Origin of the sequence: Flavobacterium sp. (assembly GCF_028689845.1) — a bacterium.
Lineage (GTDB): Bacteria > Bacteroidota > Bacteroidia > Flavobacteriales > Flavobacteriaceae > Flavobacterium.
The window spans coordinates 1-14444 of the sequence record NZ_JAQVCH010000020.1 but is presented as its reverse complement, the minus strand read 5'-3'; the positions used below and the strand labels follow the sequence as shown (position 1 = coordinate 14444).

13 protein-coding genes are annotated in these 14444 nt (G+C 34.7%); 10 read left to right on the top strand and 3 right to left on the bottom strand.

Annotation, left to right across the window (positions count from 1 at the left end):
- The first annotated feature begins 16 nt into the window (after positions 1-16).
- The 7 genes from guaA to yidC all read left to right on the top strand — a co-directional run bounded on the left by guaA (position 17) and on the right by yidC (position 8576).
- Entirely contained in the window at positions 17-1546 is a 1530-nt protein-coding gene (guaA, locus tag PHR76_RS08790; RefSeq protein WP_300061142.1) for a glutamine-hydrolyzing GMP synthase, read from the top strand.
- A gap of 15 nt (positions 1547-1561) precedes the next feature.
- Positions 1562-2308, top strand: a complete 747-nt coding sequence (locus PHR76_RS08785) for a LysM peptidoglycan-binding domain-containing protein (RefSeq protein WP_300061140.1) — start codon at positions 1562-1564, stop codon at positions 2306-2308.
- 25 nt (positions 2309-2333) lie between these two features.
- Complete coding sequence (locus tag PHR76_RS08780; protein ID WP_300061137.1) at positions 2334-4220, top strand: LysM peptidoglycan-binding domain-containing protein; 1887 nt, start codon at positions 2334-2336, stop codon at positions 4218-4220.
- The gene (locus PHR76_RS08775; RefSeq protein WP_300061134.1) at positions 4220-4621 is read left to right on the top strand and encodes an OsmC family protein; all 402 of its coding nucleotides are present in this window, start codon (positions 4220-4222) and stop codon (positions 4619-4621) included. The genes PHR76_RS08780 and PHR76_RS08775 overlap by 1 nt, the downstream gene beginning before the upstream one ends.
- A 24-nt stretch (positions 4622-4645) precedes the next feature.
- Positions 4646-4879 carry a DUF3820 family protein gene (locus tag PHR76_RS08770; RefSeq protein WP_300061131.1) on the top strand — a complete coding sequence of 78 codons (234 nt, stop codon included), beginning with the start codon at positions 4646-4648 and terminating at the stop codon, positions 4877-4879.
- A 151-nt stretch (positions 4880-5030) separates the two neighbouring features.
- Entirely contained in the window at positions 5031-6650 is a 1620-nt protein-coding gene (locus PHR76_RS08765) for a CTP synthase (RefSeq protein WP_300061128.1), read from the top strand.
- A gap of 33 nt (positions 6651-6683) precedes the next feature.
- A complete protein-coding gene (gene yidC, locus PHR76_RS08760; RefSeq protein WP_300061125.1) occupies positions 6684-8576 on the top strand; it encodes a membrane protein insertase YidC in 1893 nt (630 codons plus the stop codon).
- A 221-nt stretch (positions 8577-8797) separates the two neighbouring features.
- Here the strand turns inward: yidC and PHR76_RS08755 are convergent, their stop codons facing one another.
- From PHR76_RS08755 to PHR76_RS08745, 3 genes are all read right to left on the bottom strand, one after another.
- On the bottom strand, positions 8798-9754 hold the full coding sequence (locus tag PHR76_RS08755; RefSeq protein ID WP_300061122.1) for a fasciclin domain-containing protein: 957 nt from the start codon (positions 9752-9754) through the stop codon (positions 8798-8800).
- 221 nt (positions 9755-9975) lie between these two features.
- Complete coding sequence (locus PHR76_RS08750) at positions 9976-10719, bottom strand: alpha/beta hydrolase-fold protein (RefSeq protein WP_300061119.1); 744 nt, start codon at positions 10717-10719, stop codon at positions 9976-9978.
- Complete coding sequence (locus PHR76_RS08745) at positions 10694-11347, bottom strand: alpha/beta hydrolase-fold protein (protein ID WP_300061116.1); 654 nt, start codon at positions 11345-11347, stop codon at positions 10694-10696. The genes PHR76_RS08750 and PHR76_RS08745 overlap by 26 nt, the downstream gene beginning before the upstream one ends.
- A gap of 105 nt (positions 11348-11452) precedes the next feature.
- Here PHR76_RS08745 and PHR76_RS08740 point away from each other — a divergent pair, with 105 nt between their 5' ends.
- From PHR76_RS08740 to PHR76_RS08730, 3 genes are all read left to right on the top strand, one after another.
- Positions 11453-12190 carry a hypothetical protein gene (locus PHR76_RS08740; protein ID WP_300061114.1) on the top strand — a complete coding sequence of 246 codons (738 nt, stop codon included), beginning with the start codon at positions 11453-11455 and terminating at the stop codon, positions 12188-12190.
- Positions 12191-12233: 43 nt separating this feature from the next.
- Entirely contained in the window at positions 12234-13421 is a 1188-nt protein-coding gene (gene mnmA, locus PHR76_RS08735) for a tRNA 2-thiouridine(34) synthase MnmA (protein WP_300061111.1), read from the top strand.
- A 20-nt stretch (positions 13422-13441) separates the two neighbouring features.
- Positions 13442-14444 (top strand): S8 family serine peptidase (locus PHR76_RS08730; protein WP_300061108.1); only part of this gene is annotated, 1003 nt, incomplete at its 3' end.

The window sequence follows — 14444 nt, the reverse complement described above, 5'->3', positions numbered from 1 at the left end:
ATCGCTATTTTTGCTCATGCAACACAACGTACTTATTTTAGATTTTGGCTCGCAATACACACAACTTATTGCACGCCGCGTTCGCGAATTAAATATTTTTTGCGAAATTTTTCCTTATTATAATATTCCAAGCGATTTATCGAGTTATAAAGCGACTATCCTTTCGGGAAGTCCTTTTTCTGTTCGTGCAGCGGATGCTCCACACCCTGATTTGTCACAAATTAGGGGAAAGATGCCTTTGTTAGCTGTTTGTTATGGAGCTCAATATTTGGCACATTTTGATGGTGGCGAAGTCGCTCCTTCTGCCATTAGAGAATATGGTCGAACCAATTTGAATTATATAGATACCAATGATACTTTTTTTGAAGCGGTTAATTTGCATAGTCAAGTTTGGATGAGTCATAGCGATACTATCAAAAAATTGCCGACGAACGGGGTGCGAATTGCGAGCACCAAAGATGTCGAAAATGCGGCGTATCGTATTGCCGGTGAAAAAACCTATGCCATTCAATTTCATCCCGAAGTGTATCATTCGACGGATGGAAAACAAATGTTAGAAAATTTCTTAGTTAAAATTGCAGCCGTTCCTCAAAATTTTACACCCAATGCCTTTGTCGAAGAAATTGTAGCAGAATTAAAAGAAAAATTACAAAACGATAAAGTCGTTTTAGGACTTTCAGGCGGAGTAGATTCTACTGTTGCGGCTGTTTTATTGCATCAAGCAATCGGAAAAAATTTGTATTGTATTTTTGTCAATAACGGTTTGTTGCGTAAAAATGAATTTCAAAGTGTTTTAGATCAATACAAAGGAATGGGTTTAAACGTAAAAGGCGTTAATGCCGAAGACCGGTTTTTAGATCAATTGGCCGGAATTGAAGAACCTGAAGCAAAACGAAAAGCCATCGGTCGTGTTTTTATTGAAGTTTTTGACGATGAAGCTCATCAAATTGAAGAAGTCAAATGGTTGGCACAAGGAACAATTTATCCTGATGTTATCGAATCTATTTCTGTAAAAGGACCATCGGCAACCATTAAATCGCATCACAATGTGGGCGGTTTACCCGATTATATGAAGTTAAAAATTGTAGAACCACTTCGAATGTTATTCAAGGACGAAGTGCGTAGAGTAGGAGCTACCCTTGGAATTGATCCTGAATTATTGGGTAGGCACCCTTTCCCTGGACCCGGATTATCGATTCGAATTTTAGGTGATATCACAAAAGAAAAAGTTCGTATATTGCAAGAAGTTGATGCCATTTTTATTGAAGGTTTAAAATCCCATGGCCTTTATGATAAAGTGTGGCAAGCAGGAGCCATCTTACTACCCGTAAATAGCGTAGGAGTAATGGGAGATGAACGTACCTATGAAAAAGTAATTGCCTTGCGGGCCGTAGAATCTACGGACGGAATGACCGCAGATTGGGTGCATTTGCCGTATGAATTTTTAATGATAATATCGAATGAAATTATCAATAAAGTAAAAGGAGTAAACCGAGTGGTTTATGACATTAGTTCAAAACCGCCAGCAACTATAGAATGGGAATAATTTAAGTTTTTTTTAATGAGAAAGTTTTTGTCCATTGCAATTTTATTGCTAGCCGCCCCAATCACTTTTTCCCAAACCACAATTAAACCAGGAATGAACGAGATTAACCATCACGTTGCTTCTGGAGAAACCGTTTTGTCGATTGCTCAAAAATATGCCGTTGATCCTGCAGAGATTTATCGGGCAAACCGTTTTGCGATTGATGGTATAAATGAAGGAATGGTTCTTGCCTTTTATGCTCCTCAAAAAGGAACTGAAATCGAAATCAAACCTGAGAAATATGTAACGAATAGCGAACCAAAAGAAGTTGTTCATGTGGCTTCCTCTTCTGAAATAAAAAGAAGTGAAATGCCAGAGCCAGAAAAAGTGACCAACCGCGGATTTCATATAGTAAAACCTGGTGAAACTTTATACGGATTGTCAAAGTTATATCAAGTTACGGTAGATGATTTTAAAAGTACCAATACCATTTTAATGAAAAATAATTTGCAAGCTGGTCAAAAATTAAAAATCCCAGATGGCATACTTATTGGTATACCAAATAATAAGGTTAATAAGGAATCAATTCCTAATAAAGTTCCTCCTGTTACCAAAGAAATAGCTACTAGCGGAATAATTAAACATAAAGTTGCTCCAAAAGAAACCTTATATGGTTTGTCTAAAAAGTATAATGTTAGCGTGGATGAAATTCTGTCACAAAATGAAAAACTATTAAAAAACGGATTGCAAATTGGCCAAGTAATCACCATTAAAACAAACTAACTGTTTTTTAAAACAGCCCCAAAAAATGAATTTAGGATTTAAAATTGCTCTTGTTTTTTTAAGTATTGGACAAATAGTATTTGCTCAACCCAACAATTTAAAGAAACATACCGTTCAAAAAGGAGAGACTATTACACAAATTGCTCAAAAGTATAAAGTCACTCCCTATGATATTTATCGGTTAAACCCGGACGCACAAAATGGAATTCAAGAAAATGCGGTCTTGATTATTCCGTCTTCAATAATCGCTTCAACCAGCACCACTTCTGTAAAAACGCATGAAGTTCAGCCTAAAGAAACGTTGTATGGTATTTCTAAGCAATATAGTATTTCTGTACAAGAATTAGAAAAGCTGAATCCAGAATTAAAAGATGGTTTAAAAATAGGTCAGATTATTCAATTGACGGCCTCAAAGCCTATTTCAATTGCGACACCAGTCAAACCTAATCAAGCGTTAATTCATGAAGTTCAACCAAAAGAAACCTTGTTTAGTATTGCTAAAAAATATGAAACTTCGGTTGAAGTATTGGAAATGTTGAATCCAGAAACTAAAAATGGTTTAACTATTGGTTATCCTTTGATTATTAATTTAGGGAATAAGGTCAAAAATCAATCGTTTCCTTCAGAAAACAAAACGGCTAATGATTTTCTAACCTATGAAGTAAAGCCAAAAGAAACACTTTATGGTTTAACAAAACTTTTTAGAGTGAATGCAGAAGAATTAATTCGTTTAAATCCCGAATTAAAAGAAGGAGTGAAAGAAGGAATGGTTTTAAGAGTTCCTTTAAATGCCTCATTAAATACAGGTCAGAATAGAGAAATCAAAGACTTGCAAAAAACAATTTATAAGGCGGAACAAAAAGAATTAGTGCTGTTATTGCCTTTTAATATTTCAAATATCGAAAGCGACACAACACTATCCACACAAGCTCGTTTAAAACGTGATGGTTTTTTAAATATGACTTTAGATTTTTATTCTGGTGCGTTAATGGCCATCGACTCAGCTAAAACAATAGGATTAAATTTTAAAGTTAAGATTTATGACTCACAGGAAACCAAAAGCTCATCGGCGGTAGAAGCAATCGTTCGAAACAAAGGTTTAGAAGATGCTGATGCCATTATTGGTCCGTTTTATCCACAATATGTTGAAAAAACAGCCGAATTATTACAAAATGCAAATGTTCCGGTTATTTCTCCCTTACGGGAAACTTCTCGAACCTATCCTAATTTATATCAATCGTTGCCTTCAAGTGATTTAGTAAAGAATTCGATGTTGGATTTTATTCGAAACAAAAAAGGAAATATGATTGCGATGATTGATAAAAAGAAAAGTTCTTCTAAACAATTTATTGAAACCAATCATAAGGATGTTTATGTTGTTCCCTTAAATGAAAAAGGCGGATTAATTTCTGATAGTATTACGCCAAGATTAGTTCGAAATAAAACCAATTATTTTTTATTAGAAACGGCTTCTACAAGTATGATTTTCAATGCCTTATCTCAATGTAATATTGCTAAAGAACAAGGCTATGAAGTAGCTTTGGTGGCCTTGGATATGAATGACACGTTTGAAACAACGGAAGTTTTTCAAAAAATACTAAAACAAAATCTCATCTTTCCATCGGTAACAAATTATAAAGAAACACCAGAATCTATTCTGTTTGCAAGTCATTACAGAAAAATTAATAACGTGAACCCAAATCAATATGCCATTCGTGGTTTTGATTTAGTTTTTGATACCCTTTTACGTTTATCACAAACCAGTTCATTTGAAGAAACCATCGAAAATACGGCAACAGCAGGTGTTGAAAATAAATTTGATTACGAGAAAAAATTAGCTACGGGTTATTCCAATAAAGGAATTTATATCTTGTATTACGATGAAGACTTAACCATAAAACCAGTAGAATAATGACTTCAAAAGTAACTTATTTAGGAGAGCTTCGCACTTCTTCAATTCATGTTTTATCAGGAAATGAAATCATTTCAGATGCTCCTTTAGATAATAACGGTAAAGGAGAAGCTTTCTCACCAACCGATACCGTTGCCAATGCATTAGCGAGTTGTATGTTTACCGTGATGGGAATTAAAGCCCGCGATTTAGAGGTGGATTTTTCTGGTTCAACGGCCGAAGTTACTAAGATTATGGGAATAGAGCCACGTCGGATTATTACAATTGAAGTCAATTTTAAGTTTTCCATTCATCCAGATGAAAAAACGAAGACTATTTTAGAACGAACGGCTTTAACTTGTCCCGTATGGTTTAGTTTGCATCCGGATATCGAAAAAAAGATTCAATTCCAGTGGTCATAAATCATTCTGTTCTTACTTAAAATTATGGATGACCAACAAAAAATTTTAATTCAATTGGCTCATGCCAAAATGCCATTTGGCAAATATGAGGGTTATTATTTGATCGATTTACCCGAATATTATGTCGTTTGGTATCGTACAAAAGGTTTTCCGAATGGAACCCTAGGAAAGCAACTGGAGTTGGTTTATGAGTTAAAACTAAATGGATTAGAAGAGTTGGTTCGAAATATCCGTAAAAAATTTGCTAAACCATCTTAGTATTTCAATTTCAACATCATTTTTAAATAAAAATTTCGCAACGATTAATTGTCAAATTGACAAATTATAATCGTATTTTTGCCCCGTTTTGAAATGAAATAATTCGGTTTATTTTAAAACACACACAACTACAACTACAAACAACAACACAATGAATCAAACCAAGTATATTTTTGTTACCGGCGGTGTGACTTCTTCCTTAGGAAAAGGAATTATCGCTGCGTCACTAGCAAAATTGCTGCAAGCACGAGGATATCGAACGACTATTCAAAAGTTTGATCCGTATATTAACGTCGACCCCGGAACGCTTAATCCTTATGAACATGGCGAGTGTTTTGTAACAGATGATGGAGCAGAAACCGATTTGGATTTAGGCCATTATGAACGATTTTTAAATGTGCCAACTTCGCAAGCAAATAATGTAACTACCGGTAGAGTTTATCTTTCTGTGATAGAAAAAGAACGAAGAGGGGAGTTTTTAGGAAAAACAGTACAAGTCGTGCCGCATATTACCAATGAAATCAAAGAACGCATGCAATTGTTAGGCAATTCAGGTGAATATGATATTGTTTTAACAGAAATTGGCGGAACCGTTGGCGATATTGAGTCGTTGCCTTATATAGAATCTGTTCGTCAATTATTGTGGGAATTAGGCGATGAAAATGCAATTGTCATTCACTTAACATTAATTCCTTATTTAGCCGCAGCGGGTGAATTAAAAACAAAACCAACGCAACATTCTGTTAAAACATTAATGGAGAGCGGAATTCAAGCTGACATTTTAGTGTGTCGTACAGAACATGAATTATCAGATGAATTGCGTCAAAAATTAGCTTTATTTTGTAATGTAAAACGCGAAGCGGTTATACAATCTATTGATGCTTCTACCATTTATGATGTGCCTAATTTAATGCTAGAAGAAGGCTTGGATAAAGTAGCGTTGAAGAAATTAAATTTGCCAGAAAAAGCTACTCCAGATTTAAAACAATGGAATGAGTTTTTATTCAAATTAAAAAATCCAAAGCATACGGTTACAATTGGTTTGGTCGGTAAATATGTAGAATTACAAGATTCGTATAAATCTATTTTAGAATCGTTTATTCATGCCGGTGCAGCCAATGAAACCAAAGTAAATATTGTAAGCGTGCATTCGGAATATATTGATAAGGACAATGTTGCCGAAAAACTCAAAGTTTTTGACGGTATTTTAGTTGCTCCAGGTTTTGGAGAACGCGGCATCGAAGGAAAAATTGAAACTGTTCGTTATGTGCGAGAAAATCAAGTGCCTTTTTTTGGTATTTGTTTGGGAATGCAAATGGCCGTTATAGAATATGCACGAAATGTTTTGGGTTATGAAGAGGCCAATTCTACCGAAATGAATCCAGCAACTCCTTATCCAGTCATTGATTTAATGGACGAGCAAAAAACAATTACAGACAAAGGTGGAACCATGCGTTTAGGAAGTTGGGCTTGTGCGATAGAACCTAATTCTAAAGCTTTTTCTATTTATGGAAAAAGCCAAATTGCAGAACGTCATCGCCATCGTTATGAATACAATGATCGTTTCCGAACTGAATTTGAAAAGGCAGGTCTAAAAGCAAGTGGTGTAAACCCTGAAACAGGATTGGTAGAAATTGTTGAAATTTCTAATCATCCCTTTTTTATTGGTGTGCAATATCACCCAGAATATAAAAGTACAGTAGCCAATCCACATCCGCTTTTTGTTGGATTTGTAAAGGCCGCTGTTTTACATAAATCAGTTTCAAACTAATTTTGAAACTCAGAACTAGAAATTAAAACGTAAATGGAAGAAAAAAAATTAGACGTTAACTCCCTTATCGGATTCGGATTGATATTTATAATCCTGGTTTGGGTGATGTATAACAGCCAGCAGAAAGATGCTGCCGAGCAATTAAAAAAGCCCCAACAAGAACAAGTTGAAACGACTCAAAAAGCTGCTCCTTCAGAAACAGCGGTTGCCACACCTTCTGCACCACAAGCGGTAGTTTCAGATTCGCTACAAATGACACAACTACAAAGTAGTTTAGGTTCATTTGCTTATTCAGCTTCTCTTCCATCCGCAAAAGCAGCTTTTACAACACTAGAAAATGAATTAGTTCGTTTAAAAATTGCCAATAAAGGCGGATATATTGTTGAAGCGGAATTAAAACAGTTTGAGCAATTCAAAAAAGGCTCTGGTCAAAAAGTAAAAATTATTAAAGACGGAAATGCTGATTTTAATATCGAATTAAAAACGGCTGATAACCGAACTTTAAACACGAAAGATTTATTTTTTGAACCTGTTCTAACTAAAGAAGGAGCAAATCAAATCTTAACCTTGCGATTAAAATCGGCAAATGATAAGTATTTAGAATATCGATATGTGATGAAACCGAATGAATACATGCTTGATTTTGCTATTCGTTCCCAAGGGTTAAATACGGTTTTAAATTCAAGTAATCCATTAAATTTAGATTGGAGTTTAAAATCATATCGAAATGAAAAAAGTGTTACCTATGAAAATCGATATACCGAATTAATTTTTGAATATGAAGGCGGAAAAGATGACTACCTAGGTCAAGGAACTTCTACTTCTGACGATCCTAAAGATGTAAGCTATGTTGCTTTTAAACAACATTTTTTCTCATCCGTTTTATTAACCGATACGCCTTTTGAGAAAGTAGCGATTCTTTCAGAAAATTTAGTAAAAGATGAAAAAGTAGATACGCTTTTCACTAAACAATTTAAAGCTTCGTTTCCTTTAGCGTTTAAAAACGGCGAAGTGAACTATAATATGAATTGGTATTATGGACCAACGGACTATCATATTTTAGATGCATATGACAAAAATTTAGATGAAATTGTGCCATTGGGTTGGGGGATTTTTGGTTGGATAAATCGCTATGTATTTATTCCTACCTTCGACTTATTGATTGGGTTTTTTCCTTACGGATTAGCCATTATCTTCTTAACAATTTTAGTTCGAATTGTGATGTCGCCTTTTACTTATAAATCGTATTTGTCTCAAGCAAAAATGAAAGTGCTGCGTCCGGAAATTCAAGAATTAAACACCAAGTTTGGAAAAGATCCGATGAAGAAACAACAAGAAACAATGAAGTTGTATTCTAAAGCAGGAGTGAACCCCATGGCGGGATGTTTGCCTGCTGTGATGCAAATTCCGGTGTTTTATGCCTTGTTTAGTTTCTTTCCCTCGGCTATTGATTTAAGACAAAAAAGTTTCCTTTGGGCAAACGATTTATCTTCTTTTGACTCGGTTATTAATTTGCCTTTCTACATTCCGTTTTATGGAAATCACGTGAGTCTATTCCCAATATTGGCTTCGATTGCAATTTTCTTTTATATGAAAATGACAACGGGAGATCAGGCTATGAGTGCACCACCACAAGAAGGAATGCCCGATATGGGTAAAATCATGAAAATCATGATTTATATTTCTCCTTTAATGATGTTGTTTTTCTTTAATAATTTTGCTTCTGGTTTGAGTTTGTATTATTTTATTTCGAATGCCATTACCATTGGAATTATGTTAGTGATTAAAAATTATATCATTGATGAAAATAGAATTCATGCACGAATTCAAGAAAATAAAACAAAGCCAAAAACAATGAATCGTTTTCAACGCAAAATGCAGGAAATGATGGAAGAGGCTGAAAAACAAAAGAATGCTAAGAAATAAAAGTAACTTTTTTATACTACTTAAAAAGCTCCAATTATATTGGAGCTTTTTTTTATGGATTACATTGTTAATCCTTACTGATATGTCTTTTTGGATTTTCAAACTTTGTGGAAGTTACTATTAACCAAATTTCGCTTCTAATGTGGTAATGAAAAAATTAGAAGTGCAAAAAAAGCCCCGACATGTCGAGGCTTACTTTTTCATAGCAATTTAAATTTTATTTAGTCAAAAGCAGGAATCAAAACGTTTCCTAAAACGTGAATAACTCCGTTTGCAGCTTGAACGTCTGTAGCAATGATAGCAGTAGTTCTTCCCGCTTCATCAATTAAATTTGCTCCACCTTGTAAATTAACCGTAAGTATTCCAGACTCAAAAGTGGTTACTTCCATTCCGTCTACTAAACTTCCAGCTAATACGTTAGCACCAGCCACAACATGATACGTTAATACTGAAGTTAACTGGTCTGAAGATAATGTTGATAAAACCCCTGGAATTTCAGCGTCTAATGCAGCAAAAGCAGCATTATTTGGTGCGAAAACAGTAAATGGAGAACCAGCAGTTCCGTTTAAAGTTGGCACTAATCCTTGTGACGTTAATGCACCAGCTAAAGTTGAAAACGTAGGATCAGCCGTTGCAAAAGTTACCACTGTTGGCAAACCAATTACCGCATCAACAATATGAATTACACCATTTGAAGCTGCAATATTAGCAGTAGTAACACTTGATACACCGTTTAAACGAACGCCACTTGATTTGTTTACATACATATTTAACATGTTTGAAGAAGAAGCGGCTCCTTTACCTAACGTTTTAATATAACCCGCCATTGGCAATTGATCACCTGTTACAGTACCAACAACAACGTGATTTAATAAAATTTCTCTTAAAGCAGATACCGGAACTGCATCAAGATTTGGAATGTTGTTAGCTGTTAAAAAAGCAGTAAAAGCGGCGTTTGTAGGTGCAAATACAGTATAATCATCTGTTCCATCTAAAACAGTAACTAAATCTGCTTTTACTAAAGCTTGTACTAAGATGCTTAAGTCATCTGTACGCTGAGCAATAGCAGCAATTGTATTCGATTGTGGTACACCTACTTCATCATCATCACTACATGATAAGGTTGAAAATGCTAAAAATGCAAAAAGCATTGATTTTAATACATTAATTTTTTTCATTTGATAAGTTTTTAATTGTTCTATGCAAATATAGAATAATTATTTAATTTTGTTTAAACATTTTTAATAAAGAATAAACAATATAAAATTATTTGAAATCAAATAAAAATTAAAATATCAGTATTTATAGTGGGTTTAGATTGTTTTTAAAAAAAAATGTAGGTCAGTAACTTGTTTAACTTTAACAAAAATTTAATAAACAGTATTTCAAAAAATGCGATTTAGTTTACAATTATTTTAAAATTTAGTTCTCCTGATTTTAAAAAATATATACCAATTGGGATAGTTTGTGATAGCGTATTCATTCCGTTTTGAATTAAAAGACTATTTATTTTTTGCCCAGCTACATTATATATATCAAAAACAGTGTCGTGATCAAATCCATCAGCCCAAATTTTGCCATTTTTTAAGGATAATAAATGTGGGCGACTTAGTTCTGAATTGTTTATCGATAAATTTTCATTTTGAAACAACCATTGATAGGCTGCTGCAAATTCGCCTCGCCAATAGGTTTCTGTATGCGTTCCATAGGAATCAAATTTGGTTAAAGTGTTGGATGAAGTTAATCCATTGTTTTGCATCGTATTCCGAATGGCATTAATATTAGGAACCATAGTAGTGGATTCATTTTGCCCTGCCACAAAATAGACACGGTGGTTAGTGTAGCTTGTTGCCGAATTCAAATAGGTATTCAACTCAGACATGGCAAACCAATAAGCGGGACTAAACGAACCTATTTTTCCAAATAATGATGGGTATTCTGCAGCTCCATAGGTGGCAATCAATGCTCCCATTGAACTGCCAACTAAGGCATTCATTGTCGGTTCAGTGCGGGTTCTAAAATTAGCATCAATATAAGGCTTTAAGGTTTCTGCCAAAAACGCCATGTATTCATCGCCTTCACCGCCACCATATTCGGCATTTACCCAAGGTGAATATTCATTTAAACGATTGCCTCCACCCATTGTCAATTCCAACAACAATCGCTCCGTAATCGCCCTGATTAAATAGGTTGTTTAAGGTTTCATCAACTTGCCATTCTCCAGAAAAAGAAGTCAAATTATCAAATAAATTTTGCCCATCTTGCATATATAAAACAGGATAATTTTTAGAAGAGGTAAAATAATCGGGTGGTAAATACAACCAAATTCTTCTATTTCTATCCAATTGGGGGATATAAAAATTCGGACTCAAAATTTGAACATTGGAAGCAGCTGTACTGGTACCTCCGCCCGTGAGGTCTTCCCACGATAGGATGGTTAGCGAAATGGTTTGTGGTGAACCTGTAAATGTAAACGTTCGATTAGGCAAAAAGCCTCCTGAAGCATTTCCCTCAACAGTTGGCCAACTTCCTCGTGTGAATTTATACTCAACACTGCCAGTTCCTTGTGGTATAATAATTTGATACGCTCCTAATCCATCAGGTTGCATAATATAATTAGCATCTCCGGCATTCCAATTATTGATACTTCCAGCTAAATAAATAGTAGAGCTTGGTGGCGTATTTCCGGGGATAGAAGTGATTCGAAGTGTCACCTGACTCATTCCAATAAAAAAAGATAAGAGAAACAAGGTGTAAAATAAATTTTTCATAATAGATTTCCAATTGATATTTTTCAAATTTAATGTATTTTATACTTTTTTCAGGCAACTTATACTATTTTTGTAACAATACAGTTTTTATTAAAAAAGATATTCATGAATACGTTTCACATTAAAAAAATAGGCTTCTTTCTTTTATTTAGCCAATGTTTCCTTTTTGCACAAGAAAAGACCAATCAAATAGATGAAAACGGTACTAAATATGGTCCATGGAAAGGCTATTATGAAGATACTAAAAACCTGAAATATGAAGGTGTTTTTGAAAACGGAAAAGAAGTTGGTGTTTTTACTTTTTATGACAATATCAAAACAAAGAAAATAGTTGCAACACGTGACTTTTCTGCAAAAGATGGCTCTTGTTATACCATTATTTATAACGGAAAATTCAAAGTAAGCGAAGGAAAAATGATTGATAAAATATATGAAGGAGAATGGAAATTTTACCATTTGCGTTCAGATACCTTGATGACTTTGGAGCATTACAAAAAAGGAAAATTGCACGGAACAAAAAAAGTGTTTTACAATACGGGCTTATTGGCCGAATTAACGACTTATGATAAAGGTATTAAAGAAGGGCCTTATCAAAAAGTAGCTGAGAACGGAACTGTTTTAGAAGAATCAACTTATAAAAATGGGGAATATGATGGGCCTGTCATTTTTAGAGAAGCCGTAGGCGATAACTATACCAAAGGACAATATAAAAACGGTAAATCAATAGGAAAATGGTATTTTTATAAAAACGGGAAATTAGTTAAAACCGAAAATCGTAGTGAGCATAAACGAGCTCGACCTAAAAGCAAAAATTTGAAACCGAAAGAAAAGTTAAAGAATTAAATGCTTTGTTTTTGAAGTAATACCTTTGTAAAAAGTTTTTTTGATGAAAAGAGTAGTGGTTGGCTTATCGGGTGGTGTCGATTCTAGTGTGGCAGCCTATTTGCTAAAAGAACAAGGATATGAAGTTATCGGGCTGTTTATGAAAAACTGGCACGATGATTCTGTGACTATTTCTAATGAATGTCCTTGGTTAGAAGATGCCAATGATGCCCTATTGGTGGCCGAAAAATTAGGTATTCCGTTTCAAACCGTCGATTTGAGCGAACAATATAAAGAACGTATCGTTGATTATATGTTCAAAGAATATGAGCAAGGACGAACGCCAAATCCAGATGTTTTGTGCAATCGCGAAATTAAATTTGACGTTTTTATGAAAATCGCTCTTTCTTTAGGAGCAGATTTTGTGGCAACGGGACATTATTGCCGAAAAGGAATGATAGAAAAAGACGGTAAAGAAATTTTTCAATTACTAGCCGGAGTAGATACCAATAAAGACCAATCCTATTTTTTGTGTCAATTATCGCAAGATCAATTGGCTAAAGCGTTATTTCCTATCGGCGAATTAACCAAACCAGAAGTACGTGAAATTGCTTCGCAAATGGATTTAATCACTGCAGAAAAAAAAGACTCCCAAGGACTTTGTTTTATTGGAAAAGTGCGTTTACCTGAATTTTTGCAACAAAAATTACAACCAAAAGAAGGTGTAATTATTGAAATTTCAGCTGAAGATTCAATTTATAGTTTGCCAAAACCTTCATTTACTTCGCTTGAAGAAAAATTACAATTTGAATCGAAAGCCTTGCCCTATCAAACCACAATGGGTAAAAAAGTGGGTGTTCACCAAGGAGCTCATTATTTTACGATTGGCCAACGAAAAGGGTTGAATGTTGGAGGAACCAAAGAAGGTCTTTTCGTGATTGCTACTGCTATTGATTCCAATACAATCTATACGGGACAAGGACAAAGTCATCCAGGATTATTCCGAACTACCTTACGAATTCAGCCCGAAGAAATACATTGGATACGCAAAGATTTAAAACTTCAAAATGGTGAAAATAGGGAAGTAGTAGCTCGAATTCGCTATCGTCAACCACTTCAAAAAGCAACGCTATATCAATTTGAAAGCGGCCTTTACCTTGTTTTTGAACAGCCACAATCGGCAATTACTGCGGGACAATTTGCCGCATGGTATGATAGTGACGAATTAGTTGGTTCGGGTGTAATTTCATAACTTGCTTTATATTTTAGAATATGCAAAAGATTTACTTTTTACTTTTTCTCTTTGTAGCTAATGGTGTTTTTGCTCAAGAAGATGCTTGGATTTATTTGACAGACAAACCAAATGCTGAATATTATTTTCAGAATCCGCTAGAGATGCTTTCTCAACGGGCATTAGATAGAAGAATGGTTCAAAATATTTCTTTGGATTTATTAGATGTGCCTATTTATGAAGCCTATATAACCCAAATTGCTGCTCAACCTGGAATCACAGTTTTGGCTCAATCCAAGTGGATGAATTGTTTACATGTACGAGGTTTGCAAACTGAGGTCGAAGCTTTAAGTGAATTTTCATTTGTAAGTTCTATACAATTTGCTAATGCGAGTTTAAATCAAAACGGAAGGCTTAGTCAAACAAACAGTGAGGCTAAAGTGACCAAAAATTTAGAAATTCAAGTTTCTTTTATGTATGGTAATTCGACAAATCAAATAGAAATGATTGGTGGCGACTTACTGCATCAAGCTAATTTTACAGGTAGCGGAAAAATAATCGCAGTCATGGATAATGGGTTTCCTGGCGTTAATACAACCGAAGCTTTTCAGCGTTTGCGAGACAATAACCAAATTTTAGGAGGATATGATTTTGTGAATCGGGATGAAGACGTATATGAGGGAGGTAGCCATGGCACCTTAGTGCTTTCTACGATGGGCGGATTTAAAGAAGGGGAGTTAGTTGGAACCGCTCCCGATGCATCCTACTATTTATTTAAAACGGAAGCTCCTTATGAAAATCCGTTAGAAGAATCATTTTGGGTGGAAGCTGCAGAACTGGCAGATAGCTTAGGAGTTGACATTATTTCTACTTCATTAGGCTATTCCGTTTTTGATAATCCTAATTATAATTATACGTATGCCAATATGAACGGAACCACAACCTTTAGTGCTCGTGGTGCTGATTTAGCTTTTACCCGTGGGATGATTTGTGTGACTTCTGCTGGAAATTCGGGTAATAATTCTTGGCAATACATTACAACAC

Bases quoted from the DNA above. Each gene is read 5' to 3' on its own strand.
- PHR76_RS08755 (WP_300061122.1), bottom strand. From the start codon at position 9,754: ATGAAAAAAATTAATGTATTAAAATCAATGCTTTTTGCATTTTTAGCA.
- mnmA (WP_300061111.1), top strand. From the start codon at position 12,234: ATGAAAAGAGTAGTGGTTGGCTTATCGGGTGGTGTCGATTCTAGTGTG.
- PHR76_RS08745 (WP_300061116.1), bottom strand. From the start codon at position 11,347: ATGAAAAATTTATTTTACACCTTGTTTCTCTTATCTTTTTTTATTGGA.
- PHR76_RS08765 (WP_300061128.1), top strand. From the start codon at position 5,031: ATGAATCAAACCAAGTATATTTTTGTTACCGGCGGTGTGACTTCTTCC.
- PHR76_RS08770 (WP_300061131.1), top strand. From the start codon at position 4,646: ATGGATGACCAACAAAAAATTTTAATTCAATTGGCTCATGCCAAAATG.
- PHR76_RS08780 (WP_300061137.1), top strand. From the start codon at position 2,334: ATGAATTTAGGATTTAAAATTGCTCTTGTTTTTTTAAGTATTGGACAA.
- PHR76_RS08740 (WP_300061114.1), top strand. From the start codon at position 11,453: ATGAATACGTTTCACATTAAAAAAATAGGCTTCTTTCTTTTATTTAGC.
- PHR76_RS08775 (WP_300061134.1), top strand. From the start codon at position 4,220: ATGACTTCAAAAGTAACTTATTTAGGAGAGCTTCGCACTTCTTCAATT.
- yidC (WP_300061125.1), top strand. From the start codon at position 6,684: ATGGAAGAAAAAAAATTAGACGTTAACTCCCTTATCGGATTCGGATTG.
- guaA (WP_300061142.1), top strand. From the start codon at position 17: ATGCAACACAACGTACTTATTTTAGATTTTGGCTCGCAATACACACAA.
- PHR76_RS08750 (WP_300061119.1), bottom strand. From the start codon at position 10,719: ATGGGTGGAGGCAATCGTTTAAATGAATATTCACCTTGGGTAAATGCC.
- PHR76_RS08785 (WP_300061140.1), top strand. From the start codon at position 1,562: ATGAGAAAGTTTTTGTCCATTGCAATTTTATTGCTAGCCGCCCCAATC.